The following is a 16,155-nucleotide window of genomic DNA, read 5'->3' as shown; positions in this document are numbered from 1 at the left end:
CAGGGGCAAGAGCCCTTGGTTACTTGGGGCCGGGCGGCGCTCCGCTTTTCCAAGTAACCCGCCGTAAGGGCGGAACCCTAAGTAGCCGTGACCGCAGAAACGGATATGTACACAACAAAACGTCGCCCAACACTCCGCCATCGCGAGCAGGCTACTCGCGAAGGCGGCTTGGCATCTAACGAAAATCTTCAAGCTCCCTCACCACTGAGGTTGGGGATGTCTGTACGATCTTCAGACGTTTTCCATCATCTCGATCAACTGCTCCGGCCACACCGTTTCGCGGGTCTCCCGTAGCTCTGCCACCGACCACCATTTATGGTCCGCCATCACCCGAACCTCGTGAGCCGTCCACCCCTCACGGGACAGGCGTTCACTATCGGTATGAACCACGAAATAGCGCTCAACGGACAACACCGTTTCACCGCTTGGCAGCATCATTGGAAAACTGCGATCGGCAATGCTCGAACCTATGGTGTCGACGTGGAGGCCCGTTTCTTCAAACAGTTCACGGACCGCCGCAGCCTCAAAGGATTCACCCTGCTCGAGCCCACCACCGGGTGTCGCCCAGTGGCTTTTGCCGGCGAGGGCATCGTTTGTGTGCTGGAAGTGAAACAGCAGAACCTGTTGCGAGGGATTGATCACCAGCAGTCTGGCGGACTTGCGTTGGCGCATTTTTTTCTTTCCATAGAGTGCCGCGAACCGCAGCTTTCACTGCGGTCCGCGACGGTAAAGCTCATGTTGGCGTTGCTACACCGATTCTGTTACGCCACCACCCGATAACACGGCACATACGCCGCGCCGCCCGGCAGTTTCATGCGGTGCTGGGCGACGAAGGCCTTGAGCAGCAGGTCCAGCGGCTGCATGATCGCCGCGTCGCCACGGATCTGGTACGGCCCGTGTTCTTCGATCAGACGGATGCCCTTGTCCTTGACGTTGCCGGCGACGATGCCGGAGAACGCGCGGCGCAGGTTGGCCGCCAGTTCATGGGATGGCTGGTCGAGGCTGAGTTTCAGGTTGGCCATGTTTTCGTGGGTCGGGTCGAACGGGCGCTGGAAGCCCTCGTCGATTTTCAGCAGCCAGTTGAAGTGGAACGCATCGTTGCGCTCGCGACGGAATTGCTTGACCGCTTTGAGGCCCTGGGTCATTTGCCGCGCCACTTCGGCCGGGTTATCGATGATGATCTGGTAGTGCTGCTTGGCGGCGTCACCCAGGGTGGCGCCGACGAACGCGTCCAGTTGTTCCAGGTACGGCGCGGCATGTTTCGGCCCGGTGAGGATGACCGGGAAGGGCAGGCCTTCGTTGCCCGGGTGCATCAGGATGCCGAGCAGGTACAGGAACTCTTCGGCCGTCCCGGCGCCGCCCGGGAAGATGATGATGCCGTGGCCGACGCGGACAAAGGCTTCCAGGCGTTTTTCGATATCCGGCAGGATCACCAGTTCGTTGACGATCGGGTTCGGCGCTTCGGCGGCGATGATTCCGGGTTCGGTCAGGCCCAGGTAGCGGCCGCCGTGGATGCGTTGCTTGGCGTGGGCGATGGTCGCGCCTTTCATTGGGCCTTTCATCACGCCGGGGCCGCAACCGGTGCAGATGTCCAGGCTGCGCAGGCCCAGTTCGTGGCCGACTTTCTTGGTGTATTTGTATTCTTCGGTGTTGATCGAGTGCCCGCCCCAGCACACCACGATCTTCGGCTCGACGCCGGGGCGCAGGGTGCGGGCGTTGCGCAGCAGGTGGAAGACGTAATCGCTGATGCCCTGGGAATTGCTCAGGTCGATGCGTTGGCTGTCGAGTTCGTTTTCGGTGTAGACGATGTCACGCAGGGCGCTGAACAGCATTTCCCGGGTGCTGGCGATCATTTCGCCGTCAACGAAGGCGTCGGCCGGGGCGTTCAGCAGTTCGAGGCGTACGCCGCGGTCCTGTTGGTGAATGCGGATTTCAAAATCTTTATAGGCTTCAAGAATGGTCTTGGCGTTGTCGACATGGGCGCCGGTATTGAGGATGGCCAGGGCGCACTGGCGGAAGAGGGTGTAGGTGCTGCCGGAACCGGCTTCGCTCAACTGCTGGACTTCCCGTTGCGAGAGCGTTTCCAGGCTGCCTTTGGGGCTGACGGAGGCGTTGATAACTTGGCGTTGGGTCATTCATTGATCCTTAAAACGATGTCATTCACACAGCAACCACGAATGGCATCCGAATAATGTGTATTCATGAAAGAAGATGGCACGAACTGCACGGTCTCGCCATGTCCCCCGCTTGACGATGAAAAGATGAAAAGGAGCCCCAGCATAGCTAAATCCCTCGCAGAGGCGATAATGGCCCGCAGTCTTTTTACTTCAGACCCCTTTTTACCATTGAAGCTCAGGAAACCCGACGCAATGTTCGAAATCCAGCCGATGAACGCCGATACCTACCGGCAACAGACGCGGCGCAGCACGATCATCATTGCCCTGATCTTTCTGGCGCTGGCGATGGGCCTGTCCACGGTGGCGGTGGCTCTGTTCGGAGTGCCAGGGGGTGACAATCTGCGCTTCAACGTCGGTGGCGTGTTTGTCGCGGTGCTGGCGATGGCGGCGCTGATGCGCAAAGTGTTCTGGCACCAGGAATGGATGGCGCCGGCGGTCTACGCTTGGCAGCTCAAGCGCAGCCTGATGAGCATCACCAATGTCATGCATCATGTAACGGCGGCCGTGGAGAAGGGTGATCCGGTTGCCATGAAGCTGTTGCGTTTCTACCATCTGGGGCTGGACCAGATGCATCAACTGGACGGCAACTCCAGTGACCACAGCCAGTTGATCCGCGAAATGGACCGGCACAAGGAGCGGATGCAGGCGCTGGGCATCGATACCGGGCAGACGCGCCTGGATCCGGCGTGGCTGGAGGCGGTAAAGCCAGCGTCGCGCTAACATCATCGCGAGCCTGGACCAGGCATAGTGAGCAAAAGAGGCGATCAGGAAGATTCGCCCTGTCACAGACAATCAGGGAGCACCATGGGACATCCGTCGATCAACGATAATATTGAAATGCTCCGGCCAGCGGTGCCCCGGCTCAAGGTCCGCTCGGCGGTGATCCTGCTGCTCGCTGTGTGCCTGTCGATGGTGGTTATCGTGATCTGGGAAGCCTGGAGCTCACGCCAGTACCGTCTGCATGACAAGGAAGTGGTGATGTCCAACCTTGCGCAGACCCTGGCTTCGCAAGCGCAGGCAACAATCAAGCAGGCCGACACGCTGCTGTTCACTCTGGTCGACCGTCTGGAGCACGACGGTATGGATCAGTCCCGGCTGCCGCAATTGCTCAACGCCCAACGCAGTGAGTTGAGCCAGCTCCACGGCCTGTTCGTTTTCGACGAAAAAGGGCAGTGGATCGCCAATTCCAATGGCGTCGGCCAAACCGGCGTCAATAACTCCGACCGCGAATATTTCATCTTCCATCGCGACAACCCCAGCCGCGGGCCCCACATCGGACCGTCGATCAAGAGCCGTTCGAGCGGTGAATGGATCGTGACGGTTTCGCGCCGGGTCAATCATCCCGATGGCAGCTTTGCCGGCGTGGCACTGGCGTCGATTTACCTCAGCCATTTCCTGCAACTCTACGACAGCATCGACATGGGCAGTAACGGCGTGATCAACCTGATCGCCGACAATGCCAGCATTGTCATTCGCAGACCCTTCAAGGAGACGGATATCGGTACCAGCCTTGCCAAAAGCCCGTTGTTCACCCGGTTGTTGCCCAAGGGCGACTCGGGCACGGCCACGATCACTTCGATCGTCGACGGTGTCGAGCGGGTGACGGGGTACCACCGGGTCGAGGGTTACCCGTTAATCGTTTTTACCGCGTTGAACAAGGATGAAGTGCTGGCCGGTTGGCGCCGGGAAACCCTGCTCAGCGTCTGCATCGTCACGTTGTTGCTGAGTGTTCTCGGGGTACTGGGGTTTCGGCTCATCAAGTTGATGAAGCAGCAGAATCTGGTACAGGTCGAGTTGCTGGACACCCAGGACAAGCTCCTGGAGGTCAATCGCAACCTCGAAGGCCTGGCCCTCAAGGATGCGCTGACGGGGCTGGCCAACCGGCGTCAGCTCGATGCGTTCATCGATGCCGAAATGGGGCGTGCCCGGCGCAGCCAGACCGGATTAGCGCTGCTGATGATTGATGTCGATCATTTCAAACCGTTCAATGACCGCTACGGCCATCTGGCCGGTGATGAGTGTTTGCGCAAGGTCGGTGCGATCATCACGGACAACATCAATCACCCCGTTGACCTGGCCGCCCGTTATGGTGGCGAAGAGTTTGCCGTGGTGCTGCCCGGAACCGACTACGTGGGGGCATTTCTGATGGCGGAGAAAATCCGCCGCGCGGTGCTACAGGCCGAAATTACCCACAGCGACAGCCCGGAAGGCAGCGTGACCGTCAGCGTTGGTGTGTGTGCCAGCAATACCGCTACCCAGGTTCGCCCCGAAGACCTGATTGGTGCGGCAGACAAGGCGCTGTACGTGGCCAAGGCCAGTGGGCGCAATATGAGCGTGATTGCCAACTGAACGTCAGGGGTCAGATAAACCGGTCCGTTCCCTGCACCAGCCGGGTAGCCAGGTTGGGCTTTTCAAGCTGCTCCAGCCACCAGCCCAGGGCGCGACCGTCATGGTCGCCACGCCAGCCGGCGTACAGGATGTTCGGTTCGCGCGGGTCGGCCATCGGCTTTTCAACCAGCGTGCCGTTTTTCAGCAGTGAGCCAACCCGGTGTCGCGGCAGCCAACCCACCCCCAGTGCATTGCACTGAGCGAGGATTTTTGCGCGCATGGTCGGCACGGCCAGCACCGGTTGCCCCCCGGTGACGCCGTAGGTACTGCCCTCGGTGACTCTGGACGAATCGGCCACCACAATCGCCCGGTGCTGCGCGACCATGGCCCGGGTAATCGGGCCTTTGGCCTTGGCCAGCGGGTGTTTGGGCGACACCGCAAACACCCACTCCATTTCCCCCAGTTGCATCCAGCGCAAGGACGCGATCGCCGGAGGCTCGTTGGTGGCGCCGATGATCAGGTCCGCGCGGCCTTCGCGCAGGGCTTCCCAGACCCCTTTGAGCACTTCCTGGGTGATGCGCAGCGGTACGCCCGATTGCAGCGCATCGAATTGGTCGATCACCGGGATCAGGGTTTCGAACTCCAGCAGTTCGTCGGTCACGATCCACAAGCGACTCTCCCAGCCGTTGGCGACTTGCCGGACCCGCTGGGTCAGGCGCGAGACGTCCTGCATCAGCCGCGCCGCTTCGTTGACCAGCAACTCACCCGCCGGGGTCAGTTGCAAACGGTAGCGGCGGCGGTCGAACAGCAATGCATCGAAACGCTCCTCCAGCTGCCGAGCCGCATAGGACACGGTCGACGGCGCCTTGCCCAGGTGGGCCGCCGCCCGCGACAGACTGCCGGTTTTGCGGATGGCCTCGAGCAGTGCCAGGTCTTCGGTCGACAGCATGTGTTCAGTCCTTGGCGGGTGGTTGAAGTTTCAGGCGGCCCATTGCCGGATCAATCGAAGATAGACCAGCACGTTGATCGCCAGCACCACGGCGCCCAGGCCCAACTGAATGCCGGGTGTCAGGCCGGCGGGATAGATGACCGGCCAGAGGTAATGCTCGATGAATCCACCACCATAGCCGGATTGCCCGGCCCCGTGGCGCAGACGGTTTTCCCAGTCGGTCAGCGGGCAGGGCAAGTGGAAGAATTCCACCGCCATGCCCCACAGCGCTGCAGGCGGATGCCACCAGATCAGGTGGCGCCATTTGAGCACCAGCAACCCGCCGAACAACACAAACACAATGAACAACAGGTGAAACAGCATCAGCCCATCGGCTGCGATTCGGTACAGCATATCGGTGCCCCTGAAGGCTGAACGAATCGCTCCATGGTACTCGGACCGGTGTCGGGCGCTCTAGCGATTGTCGCGGCCCAATGCGCTGAGCACGCCTTTCATACGTTCGGTCATCGATTCACTGCTGCGTTGCATCGGCGCACGCAGTTCGTCACCGATCAAGCCTTGCAGGGCCAGCGCGGTTTTCACCGGGGCCGGGTTGGGCTCCAGGAACAGGCTGTTGATCAACGGCAGCAAACGGAAAAACGTGGCGCGGCCGTCCGCCAACCGGTTGTCGCGGATCTGCCGGTGCAACTGCACGAACAGTTCGGGATGAACATGCGCCGACGCGGCAATCGCGCCTTTGGCGCCCAGGCACAGGGCATTGAAGATCTGGTTGTCCTCACCGCACAGCACGTCGACTTGGCCGCTATCGAGCAAGGCCAGGGTGTTGGAAAAATTGCCGCCGCAATCCTTGATGGCGACGATGCGCTCGTGGGCGACGATGTTCAGCAGGGTCGCCTGTTCGAAGGCCACGCCGGTACGGTAGGGGATGTCGTAGAGGATCAGCGGAACGCTGGAGGCATCGGCGACCGTGCGGAAAAACGCTTCCAGGCCAGCCTGGGAAGGGCGGATGTAATACGGCGCCGGTACCAGCAGGCCAGCCACCGGGCGCTTGAGAATCTCGCTCTGGAACTGCAACAACTCGGTCAGGTTGTTACCCGCCAGACCCATGACCACCTGCTGTGCCGGCACAAGTTCGAGCACCGCATCGAGCACCGCCAGTTGCTCATGTTTGTCCATGGCGGCCGGTTCGCCGGTGGTGCCGCAAACGATGAGGCCGTCGACGCCTTTTTCCAGCAGATGGCCGACCAGCTGCCGCAAGCCGACGAAATCGATGGCGCCGTTGTGGAACGGTGTAACCAGTGGAACCCAGATACCTTGAAACGCAGACATGCACTTTCTCCTGATGGTTGACCGATTTCGTCACCGTCAGGAGCGTAGAAGGAGAGTAAGCAAGGGGAGGGTGGTCCGTCGCGCTCAATGTCCTGTCAGCTCATCTGACGGGACAGCGCGCCCCGGTCACATGAGCGACTGTTTCTTCGATTTGAGGGCGTGCGCAACGCAACCTTGCGCCTTGGCAATCAAGCCAAAGACAGAAAAGTTGAAGTTGAAGGTTGCGGACATACTTGCTTACACCCTGATTGAGGCGCCCAGTTTTAAAAGCCGGCGCGCTGTTTGTCAATCACGAAAATCAGCGAACTCGGCGCGCATCCGACCCTCGTGCTTGGCCTTGTAGAGCAATTGATCGACCTGGTCGACGAACTCCAGCGCCGTGGCATGGATCGAAACGGCGGTGGTGCCGACGCCCAGGCTGACGCTCAGCAGGTTCGACACGTTCGAGAATTCATGGGGGATCTGCTGCTGGCGAATCAGGTGCAGGCATTTGTTCGCCACCAGCCTGGCGGATTCGGCATCGCTTTCCGGGAGTAACCAGACGAACTCTTCGCCGCCGATCCGGGCGATGAAGTCCCGTGGCCGGTTCGCCGCCAGGGACAGGGTTTGCGCGACGCGGCGCAGGCATTCGTCGCCCTTGATGTGGCCGTAATGGTCGTTGTACTGCTTGAAGTAATCGATATCCAGCACGATCACCGACAACGGCGAGCCCGTGCGCTGGGCATTGCTCCACTCGCGTTCCAGCACAGTGTCGAACATGCGCCGGTTGGCGATGCCGGTCAGGCCGTCCTGGAAGGAATACTCTTCGAGCTGCTTTTGCAGGCGGCTCAGGTGTTCTTCGGTTTTCTTGCGCTCGCTGATATCGAACATGAAACCCACCAGCGCTTCGACTTCGCCGTCCTTGCGCACCACGTGCACCACATCGCGAATCCACACGTACTCGCCGCTGTCGGTCAGCGCCCGATAGTCAGCCTCGTGATCGAGACCGGCGCGCGATTGCGAGACGCAGAAGTCCATCACGTAGTTGCGATCATCAGGGTGCATGCGTTCGACCCAGTCGTTGACCGTGGTCCAGCTGTCCTGCTTCCAGCCCAGCAGCTCCTCGATCTGCGGCCCGATATAGCTGAAAGTCATGGTTTTCCAGTCGATGCGCCAGGGAATCGCCCGGGTTGACTCAAGCAGGGTTTTATAAACGTCGCTGTCGGTTTCGACTGAACTCATGAAGGGACTGCCTCGATGAAAATGCAGCGCCATCATGTTGTTGTCACTTTGGCGAATCAAGCGGGCAGCCGATGAATGGCACGCAGTCCTGTCAGTGAGCAAGATTGTTCAAGCCATTGGCCGCCATAGCTGGCAAAGTCTGGGGTCTTTCCCTGTCTGTAGAACGTCATGTCCAACTCAATGATGCCGCGCAGTGCCTTTCTGCGTGGCGCTGCGGCGATCATGCCGCTGTCCCTGGCCACCGCGCCCTGGGGCTTGCTGGCCGGCTCCATGGCCATCGAGGCCAACCTCACGCCCCTGCAAGGCCAGGGGCTGTCGAGCATTGTGTTTGCCGGAGCCGCGCAACTGGTGGCCATCGGCATGCTCAAGGGCGGAGCCGGGATCTTTTCGATTCTGCTCACCACGTTGCTGCTGACCTCCCAGCATCTGCTTTACGGAATGAGCATGCGTTCGGTGATTTCTCCGTTGCCGGGGCACTGGCGTGCAGGCCTGGGTTTTTTGCTCACCGATGAGTTGTTCGCCCTGACCAGCCAGCACGACAAGCAGCAATTCAACCGTTGGTACGCCTTGGGCGTGGGGTTGACGTTCTACATCGCCTGGAACCTGTTCACCTTGGCGGGCATTGTGCTTGGCAGCAGCATCCCGGGCCTCGAACACCTGGGCCTGGATTTCTCCATCGCGGCCACCTTCATTGCCCTGATCACCCCGGTGGTCCGTAACGTGCCGACCGTGGTGTGCGTGGCAGTGTCGCTGTTCTGCTCGGTGCTGTTCAGCTACTGGCAATGGGGCTCGGCGCTGGTGTTGTCGGGGCTGGCGGGCATGACCGCCGGGTTTGTCTGCAATAAATTCCATGGTGGACGCACATGATGGTCTGGGCAGTGATTGTCGGCATGGGCGTGTTGGTGTTCCTCAATCGCTATGTTTTTCTGGAGCCGCGACTGCCGGTGCGCCTGAGCAGCAATGCCCGGCAATTCCTCGGGTTTGCCGTACCGGGCATGTTGACCGCCATCTGCGGGCCGATTGTGTTCATGCCGGAAAAACAGTTGAACCTGCAATGGGACAACCCTTATCTGATCAGTTCACTGGTCGCCGTCGGCCTGGTGCTCTACACCCGCAACACCTTGCTCAGCATGCTGTTGAGCATGGGCTTCTTCTTTTTGCTGCGCTGGTGGCTGTGAGCCGGTCGACGGAAACTGTTCTACGCTTAAAGTGGATGACCGATCCCTTCAGGAAGAGAGGTGAACATGGCCAATGACCCCAAGCGTCCGGATCTGGAAGAAGAAGAGGACGAACCCACGGAAGAAGAGATTGAGCAACAGAAGCGCTCGGTACCGGACTGGAAGCATCCTGACGACGGCAAGGAACTGTCAGAGCCTGACCGCAAATTTTGAGCTGCACGCGAATACAACAAAGCCCCGCCATTGTGCGTAATGCTGCTGTAGGAGCGAGCTTGCTCGCGATGGACTCAAGAGCACCGCGTTTAGCCAGTAAACACGCGTAATCGTTAACGTCCATCGCGAGCAAGCTCGCTCCTACAGCAATTCCGCTAGTGAGCGGGGCTTTGTCATGTGATGTTGTTGAATTTCAGTTTGCATGCGCAGCTGTCGTTATTGATAAGTTCATGGAACTTCTTTAATCAGCGCGGCGCCCTGGTTCCTGACATTGCCAACCGCCTTGTCGACCTTGTACCACTCAAATACGTTACTGGCCTCGCCCTGGGACAGCGCCATTTCCTCGGCTCGTTCCTTGGGCGTGGCCGGGTCCAGCCATTCCCGCGCCAGCTCGGGCGAGAACACCACCGGGCGTCGGTCATGCACGTCAAGCATCCCGCCCGCGCTGTCGGCCGTGAGGATGACGAAACCGTCGTGCTCCCGGTGAGGGGCTCCGCCGATCGGGTACTGGCCGATGGCCGCGCAAAAAGCCGGTGCCCGGTTGCGTCGCCGAATCAGCCACGGTTGTTTGTTACCGTCACCGTCGTCGACCCATTCGAACCAGTTATCGATCGGGCAGATCGCGCGATGGGGCCAGATCGCCCGGAAGTACGGGCCGTGGGCGACTTTCTCGACCCGGGCATTGATCGGCGCCACGCGATCCGTCGCCCAGTGCGGTCGCCAACCCCAGCACACGGCGTCGGCGTGCAGCCGCTCATTCTCAAGGTGCAACAGGGCGAGTTGCGTGGTGGGCGCAGCGTTATAGTGCGCCAGGGGTTCGTTGCCGACGCGGTTGACCAGCGCATCGGGGATGCTCAGCACCGCCACGAAGTCGTGGATTCCACGGTATTGCGACAGTCGTCCGCACATGGCCTGACACTCTGGTTGAGCGTTTTTTTCAGTTTAGTCGGTGGCGACGAAATGGGCCTGGCAAGCACTGGAACCAAACTCTGTGTACCTTATCCAACCTCGGCTCGCCGTCTCGATGCGGGCTGACGACGGATGAACGGGCGAAGGATTCTTGCCAGTTGACGTATCGACCGTGATGGTCTGGCCCAAGGCAGAAGATGAAACAGTTGTTCAAATGTTTAACGGTGTGCGCTTTGGCAGTGAGTCTGCTGGGCTGTATCGCAGCACCGATTGAAATGACTCCACAGACCGAACAGCGTTTGCGTGAGCAACCCCCCGTCCGGTTTCTGCTGACCTTCGATGACGGCCCCAGCGCATCGAGCTGGTGGAATCCGACTGTCACAGTGCTTGAGAGCCTGGCGCAAAACCCGCTGCAACCGGGCATCAAAGCCGTGTTCTTCGTGCAAACACGCGCACCGCGAGCCGGCGGCAGCGAGTTGGGCCGGGACATCATGCGGCGCGAAAACGCCGAAGGTCACATTCTGGGGTTCCACACGGCGACGCCCTGGCACACCAACCATCGCTCGCTGGAGCCGCAAGAGCTGGAACAGGCCCTGACCGATGGCAGCGCCGACATCGCGGCGATCACCGGCGCCCCCCCGATCCTGCTGCGCCCGCCATTCTGGAACTACGACAAACGCACTTTCGCCGCCTATCAGCAGCATGGCCTGCATGTACTGCTGACGGACTTGAGCGCCAATGACGGCAAGATCTGGGGCTTCAACGCCAGCCCCCGCCGCCGGTCGCACATGCTGCGCTCGATGTCCGAAGTACGCGAACGCATTGCCCGTGGCGAATTGCCAGTGGTCGATGGCGTGATTCCGGTGGTGGTGACCTTTCACGACCTCAACCGGTACACCGCCCGGCATACCCGTGAGTACCTGCAGATACTGCTCGACAGCGCCCGGGAGACCGGGGTGAAAACCGCGGACAAGCCATTCTACGAGGATCAGGCCGCGTTGCTGCGGGCCGCCATGGCGCGAACCGTGCGCGACGATTCACAGCCTGTCGAGTTGCCGGGGTTCTGGAACTGGATCTGGGGCGGGAACACCCATTAGAAAACGTGCAGATAGGGCCGCTGCGCGCAGGAGCACCAGCCCGGCCCAGCGGGAGCAAGCTCCCTCGCCACAGGTATTTATTGCCTTAAATCCCTGGTGGCAGCAGTTCATCAATCATCCGCAAACAATGGTTCAACCCCGGCGACACATCGCCCACCCGTCGGCTGAGAATGATCGGCGAGGTGGCGTTGTCTTCCAGCAGCGGGGTGAAGCCGATGTCGTCGCGGTGCAGCAACTGCACCGAGGCCGGCACCAGCGTGACCCCGATTCCTGCCCCCACCAGACCGATCGCCGTTTGCAACTCGTTGGTCCATTGCGCGACGTGGATGCTCACGCCATAGGACTCAAACAGGGCAATCACATGGTCGGCGTAACTCGGCCGTGGATTGCCGGGGTACAGCACAAAGGGTTCCCTTGCCAGTTCCCGCAGGCTGATGGGGCCTGCGAGCAACGGGTGCCCGGCGGGCAGGGCGGCGACCAGGCGGTCTTCGGTGAGCACGGTCTGGATAATGGCCGGGTCGTCGATACGGATTCGGCCGAAACCGATGTCGATGCGCCCGGCCTTCAATGCCTGCACCTGTTGCAGGGTGGTCATTTCCGACAGACCCAACTCCAGCTCCAGCGGCTCGCCACTGCGTAACCGCCGGATCAGTTCCGGCAGCACGCCATACAGTGTCGATGGCGCAAAGCCGATACCCAGCCAGGTTTTCTCACCCGAGCCGATACGCCGCGTGTTGTCGCAGACCTTGTTCAATTGTTCGAGCAGGGCGGTGGAGTGTTCATGGAAAAACCGCCCGGCGTCAGTCAACTTCAGCGGTCGGCCGCGCTCCAGCAGCATCACCCCCAATTCGTCCTCCAGTTGCTGGATCTGCCGGCTCAACGGCGGTTGGGCAATGTGCAGGCGCTCGGCGGCGCGAGTGAAGTTGAGGGTTTGAGCCAGCACCTGAAAGTAACGCAGGTGACGCAGTTCCATGGGGCCTCCGGATTTTCAATTGAATACCTTTAAGGTATCAAGCCAGACCAATTCTATATTGGCCGCCCGGAAAAAGCCGTATGAGAATCCGACTCAGAACTTCAAGAACCTGACGGGTATCGAAATGCTAGCAACCGCCATTGAGTCGATCGAGACGATCATCGTCGATCTGCCGACCATCCGCTCGCACAAGCTGGCGATGCACACCATGCAGAACCAGACCCTGGTGATCATTCGCGTGCGTTGCGTTGACGGCATCGAAGGCATTGGCGAATCCACCACCATCGGTGGCCTGGCCTACGGCAATGAAAGCCCGGACAGCATCAAGACCAATATCGATACGCACTTCGCACCGCTGTTGATCGGCCAGGACAGTGGCAACGTCAACGCCGCCATGTTGCGCCTGGAGCGCAGCATCCGTGGCAACACCTTTGCCAAATCCGGTATCGAAACCGCGCTGCTCGACGCCCAGGGCAAACGCCTCGGCCTGCCGGTCAGCGAATTGCTCGGCGGCCGTGTTCGCGACTCGCTGCCCGTGGCCTGGACCCTGGCCAGCGGTGACACCGAAAAAGACATCGCCGAAGCGGAAAAAATGCTCGACCTGCGCCGCCATCGCATCTTCAAACTGAAGATCGGTGCCGGTGAGGTCAACCGCGACCTGGCCCATGTGATTGCCATCAAGAAAGCCCTGGGTGATCGCGCCAGCGTGCGGGTCGACGTCAACCAGGCGTGGGACGAAGCCGTCGCGATACGTGCCTGCCGAGTCCTCGGCAGCAACGGAATCGACCTGATCGAACAGCCGATCTCGCGCAACAACCGCGCTGGCATGGCCCGCCTGAACGCCATGAGCCCGGCGCCGATCATGGCCGATGAATCCATCGAAAGCGTGGAAGATGCGTTCAACCTGGCCCGCGAAGGCGCGGCTTCGGTGTTCGCCCTGAAAATCGCCAAGAACGGTGGCCCACGCGCCGTGTTGCGTACCGCCTCCATCGCTGAAGCGGCCGGCATCGCTCTGTACGGCGGCACCATGCTTGAAGGCGGCCTGGGCACCATGGCTTCGGCCCATGCCTTCGTCACCCTGAACAAACTGGCGTGGGACACCGAGCTGTTCGGCCCGTTGCTGCTGACCGAAGACATTCTCAGCGAACCGCTGGTGTATCGCGATTTTGAACTGCACGTGCCGAAAACGCCGGGCCTGGGCCTGAGCCTGGATGAAGAGCGCCTGGCGTTCTTCCGCCGCGACAAGACCATTCATCAAGCCTGAGGAGAGCATTATGCTGTTCCACGTAAAAATGACCGTGAACCTGCCGGTCGACATGAATCCTGAAGCGGCCGCCAGGCTCAAGGCTGACGAAAAGGCCCTGGCCCAGCGCCTGCAAGAGCAGGGCAAGTGGCGCCACCTGTGGCGCATCGCCGGGCACTACGCCAATTACAGCGTGTTCGATGTCGACAGCGTTCAGGAACTGCATGACCTGCTGATGCAATTGCCACTGTTCCCGTACATGGCCATCGAAGTCGACGCGATGTGCCGGCATCCTTCTTCCATCCGTGACGATGACCGCTGAGCCCAGCCTGTTCAGTTCGCTACGCTAATAATTACAAGATGAGGAACCCTGCAAAATGAACGTCAAGATTTCCCACACTGCCGAAGTCCAGAAATTTCTCGAAGAGGCCAGCGGCCTGCTCAATGACGCCGGCAACCCACGGACCAAGGCGCTGGTCTACCGCATCCTGCGTGACTCGGTGAACATCATCGAAGACCTGGCCGTGACCCCGGAAGAATTCTGGAAAGCCGTCAACTACCTCAACGTGCTGGGTGCGCGCCAGGAGGCCGGGCTGGTGGTGGCCGGTCTCGGTCTGGAGCATTACCTCGACCTGCTGATGGACGCCGAAGACGAACAGGCCGGCAAGTCCGGCGGCACACCGCGAACCATCGAAGGCCCGCTGTACGTGGCGGGCGCGCCGCTGTCGGTCGGCGAAGCGCGCCTCGACGATGGCGTCGATCCGGGTGTGACCCTGTTCATGCAAGGCCGCGTGTTCAACACCGCTGGCGAGCCCCTGGCCGGCGCCGTCGTCGACGTCTGGCACGCCAATACCGGTGGCACCTACTCGTACTTCGATACCACGCAATCGGAATTCAACCTGCGTCGCCGTATCGTGACCGACTCCGAAGGCCGCTACCGTTTGCGCAGCATCGTGCCGTCGGGCTACGGCTGCCCGCCGGACGGTCCGACCCAGCAACTGCTCGATCAACTGGGCCGTCATGGCCAGCGCCCGGCGCATGTGCACTTCTTCATTTCCGCGCCGGATCACCGCCACCTGACGACCCAGATCAACCTCGACGGTGATCAGTACCTGCACGACGATTTCGCCTACGCCACCCGTGACGAGTTGATCGCCAAAATCACCTTCAGCGACGATCAGCAGCGCGCGGCGGCCCATGGCGTGAGCGGTCGCTTTGCCGAAATCGACTTCGACTTCACCCTGCAGTCGTCCGCCCAGCCCGAGGAACAACAGCGCCACGAACGGGTCCGCGCACTCGAGGACTGATTGTCCCGATCCCCTGTAGGAGCGAGCCTGCTCGCGATGGACGTTAACGATGACGCTGGGTGCCTGATTCCCCGCGGCGTTCTCAAGTCCATCGCGAGCAAGCTCGCTCCTACAGAGGGTTCGGTTCTAGAATGGATCGACGCAACCGATAACAAAAACGAGAGTGACCCGATGATGCAAGCGCAACTGTTGAGTCAGCGCAGCGCCGTATTCGACCACGCCGACCCCTACGCGGTGTCGGGCTACGTCAATCAGCATGTCGGTAATCATTGCATCCTGATGCCCCGGGCCGGGCGCCCGCTGGCCAGCCTCAATCATCGAAAGTTCGCCAGCCTCGACCTGTGCCGCATCAGCTACGGCGGCAGCGTTCGCGTCACCTCGGGCGCGCTGGAAAGCATCTATCACTTGCAAGTGTTGTTGCAGGGCAATTGCCTGTGGCGCGGTCACGGGCAGGAGCATTACTTCGCCCCCGGCGAGTTGCTGCTGATCAACCCCGACGATCCGGTCGACCTGACGTACTCGGACGACTGCGAAAAATTCATCCTCAAAGTCCCCACTTCATTGCTCGAATCTGTCTGCAACGAGCAGCGCTGGCGATATCCGGGGCAGGGCGTACGGTTCCTGGAGAACCGTTATCAGCTCAATGAACTGGAAGGTTTTGTCGGCCTGCTGGCGATGATTTGCCAGGAGGCCGAGGCCACCGAGCAGATTCCCCGGGTGCAGGAACATTACGCGCAGATCATCGTCAGCAAGATGCTGAGCCTGATGAAAACCAACGTCAGCCGCCTCGAAATCGGCTCGCAGGCCGCCACGTTCGAAGCGATTGCCGATTACATTGCCAGGAATCTCAAGCAGGACATCGACAGCGAAGAGCTGGCGCGCCAGGCCAGCATGAGCCTGCGCTCGTTGTATGGCCTGTTCGAACGCAACGCGAGCACCACACCGAAAAACTACATCCGCCAGAAACGCCTGGAACGCGTCAACGCCTGCCTCAGCGACCCGACCTGCAACGTGCGCAACGTCACTGAAATCGCAATGGACTACGGCTTCCTGCACCTGGGGCGATTCTCCGACAGCTACCGCAAGCAGTTCGGCGAATTGCCGTCGGATACCCTCAAGCGCCGGCATTGAGTGGGGCCCTCATACGACTTGCGCAGCCGCCTCGAAAACCTGTGGGAGCGGGCTTGCTCGCGAAGGCGGTGTGTCAGGCAAGGTCAATGCCGGCTGACAC

18 protein-coding genes are annotated in these 16,155 nt (G+C 60.6%); 10 read left to right on the top strand and 8 right to left on the bottom strand.

Annotated features, from left to right (window positions below):
- Positions 1–231: 231 nt before the first annotated feature.
- Together ACCD00_RS26775 and ppnN are read right to left on the bottom strand one after the other, a co-directional pair.
- Positions 232–672 carry an NUDIX hydrolase gene (locus tag ACCD00_RS26775; RefSeq protein WP_413428299.1) on the bottom strand — a complete coding sequence of 147 codons (441 nt, stop codon included), beginning with the start codon at positions 670–672 and terminating at the stop codon, positions 232–234.
- Between the two features lie 89 nt (positions 673–761).
- Positions 762–2,135, bottom strand: a complete 1,374-nt coding sequence (ppnN, locus tag ACCD00_RS26770) for a nucleotide 5'-monophosphate nucleosidase PpnN (RefSeq protein ID WP_413428298.1) — start codon at positions 2,133–2,135, stop codon at positions 762–764.
- A gap of 234 nt (positions 2,136–2,369) precedes the next feature.
- Between ppnN and ACCD00_RS26765 the strand changes: the two genes are divergently transcribed.
- Both ACCD00_RS26765 and ACCD00_RS26760 read left to right on the top strand, forming a co-directional pair.
- Positions 2,370–2,897: a DUF3087 domain-containing protein gene (locus ACCD00_RS26765; protein WP_413428297.1), complete on the top strand. Its 528-nt coding sequence runs from the start codon at positions 2,370–2,372 to the stop codon at positions 2,895–2,897.
- An 84-nt stretch (positions 2,898–2,981) separates the two neighbouring features.
- Positions 2,982–4,526, top strand: a complete 1,545-nt coding sequence (locus tag ACCD00_RS26760; protein ID WP_413428296.1) for a diguanylate cyclase — start codon at positions 2,982–2,984, stop codon at positions 4,524–4,526.
- Between the two features lie 10 nt (positions 4,527–4,536).
- Here ACCD00_RS26760 and ACCD00_RS26755 read toward each other — a convergent pair whose 3' ends face one another.
- The 4 genes from ACCD00_RS26755 to ACCD00_RS26740 form a co-directional block, all read right to left on the bottom strand.
- The gene (locus tag ACCD00_RS26755) at positions 4,537–5,454 is read right to left on the bottom strand and encodes a LysR family transcriptional regulator (RefSeq protein WP_413428295.1); all 918 of its coding nucleotides are present in this window, start codon (positions 5,452–5,454) and stop codon (positions 4,537–4,539) included.
- A gap of 30 nt (positions 5,455–5,484) precedes the next feature.
- Positions 5,485–5,847: a DUF2784 domain-containing protein gene (locus ACCD00_RS26750; protein WP_413428294.1), complete on the bottom strand. Its 363-nt coding sequence runs from the start codon at positions 5,845–5,847 to the stop codon at positions 5,485–5,487.
- 60 nt (positions 5,848–5,907) lie between these two features.
- Positions 5,908–6,783: a 4-hydroxy-tetrahydrodipicolinate synthase gene (gene dapA / locus ACCD00_RS26745; protein ID WP_413428293.1), complete on the bottom strand. Its 876-nt coding sequence runs from the start codon at positions 6,781–6,783 to the stop codon at positions 5,908–5,910.
- A 285-nt stretch (positions 6,784–7,068) separates the two neighbouring features.
- Positions 7,069–8,004, bottom strand: coding sequence for a GGDEF domain-containing protein (locus tag ACCD00_RS26740; protein WP_413428292.1), 936 nt, complete (start codon positions 8,002–8,004; stop codon positions 7,069–7,071).
- Between the two features lie 168 nt (positions 8,005–8,172).
- On the opposite strand from ACCD00_RS26740, the gene ACCD00_RS26735 reads away from it, so the two are divergent.
- The 3 genes from ACCD00_RS26735 to ACCD00_RS26725 all read left to right on the top strand — a co-directional run bounded on the left by ACCD00_RS26735 (position 8,173) and on the right by ACCD00_RS26725 (position 9,395).
- Positions 8,173–8,871 (top strand): AzlC family ABC transporter permease, encoded by a 699-nt coding sequence (locus tag ACCD00_RS26735; protein WP_008021878.1) that lies wholly within the window; start codon positions 8,173–8,175, stop codon positions 8,869–8,871.
- A complete protein-coding gene (locus ACCD00_RS26730) occupies positions 8,871–9,182 on the top strand; it encodes an AzlD domain-containing protein (RefSeq protein WP_178076748.1) in 312 nt (103 codons plus the stop codon). The genes ACCD00_RS26735 and ACCD00_RS26730 overlap by 1 nt, the downstream gene beginning before the upstream one ends.
- A 66-nt stretch (positions 9,183–9,248) precedes the next feature.
- Complete coding sequence (locus ACCD00_RS26725) at positions 9,249–9,395, top strand: hypothetical protein (protein ID WP_413428291.1); 147 nt, start codon at positions 9,249–9,251, stop codon at positions 9,393–9,395.
- Positions 9,396–9,623: 228 nt separating this feature from the next.
- Here the strand turns inward: ACCD00_RS26725 and ACCD00_RS26720 are convergent, their stop codons facing one another.
- Positions 9,624–10,304 (bottom strand): SOS response-associated peptidase family protein, encoded by a 681-nt coding sequence (locus ACCD00_RS26720; protein WP_413428290.1) that lies wholly within the window; start codon positions 10,302–10,304, stop codon positions 9,624–9,626.
- Positions 10,305–10,501: 197 nt separating this feature from the next.
- Between ACCD00_RS26720 and ACCD00_RS26715 the strand changes: the two genes are divergently transcribed.
- Positions 10,502–11,401 (top strand): polysaccharide deacetylase family protein, encoded by a 900-nt coding sequence (locus tag ACCD00_RS26715; protein ID WP_413428289.1) that lies wholly within the window; start codon positions 10,502–10,504, stop codon positions 11,399–11,401.
- 85 nt (positions 11,402–11,486) lie between these two features.
- Here ACCD00_RS26715 and ACCD00_RS26710 read toward each other — a convergent pair whose 3' ends face one another.
- Positions 11,487–12,374, bottom strand: coding sequence for a LysR family transcriptional regulator (locus ACCD00_RS26710; RefSeq protein WP_413428288.1), 888 nt, complete (start codon positions 12,372–12,374; stop codon positions 11,487–11,489).
- 124 nt (positions 12,375–12,498) lie between these two features.
- Between ACCD00_RS26710 and ACCD00_RS26705 the strand changes: the two genes are divergently transcribed.
- The 4 genes from ACCD00_RS26705 to ACCD00_RS26690 all read left to right on the top strand — a co-directional run bounded on the left by ACCD00_RS26705 (position 12,499) and on the right by ACCD00_RS26690 (position 16,055).
- Positions 12,499–13,638, top strand: a complete 1,140-nt coding sequence (locus ACCD00_RS26705) for a muconate cycloisomerase family protein (protein WP_413428287.1) — start codon at positions 12,499–12,501, stop codon at positions 13,636–13,638.
- A 10-nt stretch (positions 13,639–13,648) separates the two neighbouring features.
- On the top strand, positions 13,649–13,939 hold the full coding sequence (gene catC, locus ACCD00_RS26700; RefSeq protein ID WP_413428286.1) for a muconolactone Delta-isomerase: 291 nt from the start codon (positions 13,649–13,651) through the stop codon (positions 13,937–13,939).
- Positions 13,940–13,994: 55 nt separating this feature from the next.
- Complete coding sequence (gene catA, locus ACCD00_RS26695) at positions 13,995–14,924, top strand: catechol 1,2-dioxygenase (RefSeq protein ID WP_413428285.1); 930 nt, start codon at positions 13,995–13,997, stop codon at positions 14,922–14,924.
- A gap of 171 nt (positions 14,925–15,095) precedes the next feature.
- Positions 15,096–16,055, top strand: coding sequence for an AraC family transcriptional regulator (locus ACCD00_RS26690; protein WP_413428284.1), 960 nt, complete (start codon positions 15,096–15,098; stop codon positions 16,053–16,055).
- Positions 16,056–16,155 lie beyond the last annotated feature (100 nt).

The sequence above is a fragment of the Pseudomonas sp. Pseusp3 genome, assembly GCF_047304225.1.
GTDB classification, from domain to species: Bacteria; Pseudomonadota; Gammaproteobacteria; order Pseudomonadales; family Pseudomonadaceae; genus Aquipseudomonas; species Aquipseudomonas fluorescens_CD.
Note: the sequence above shows the minus strand (reverse complement) of the source record. Positions and strands in the feature narration are given on the sequence as shown.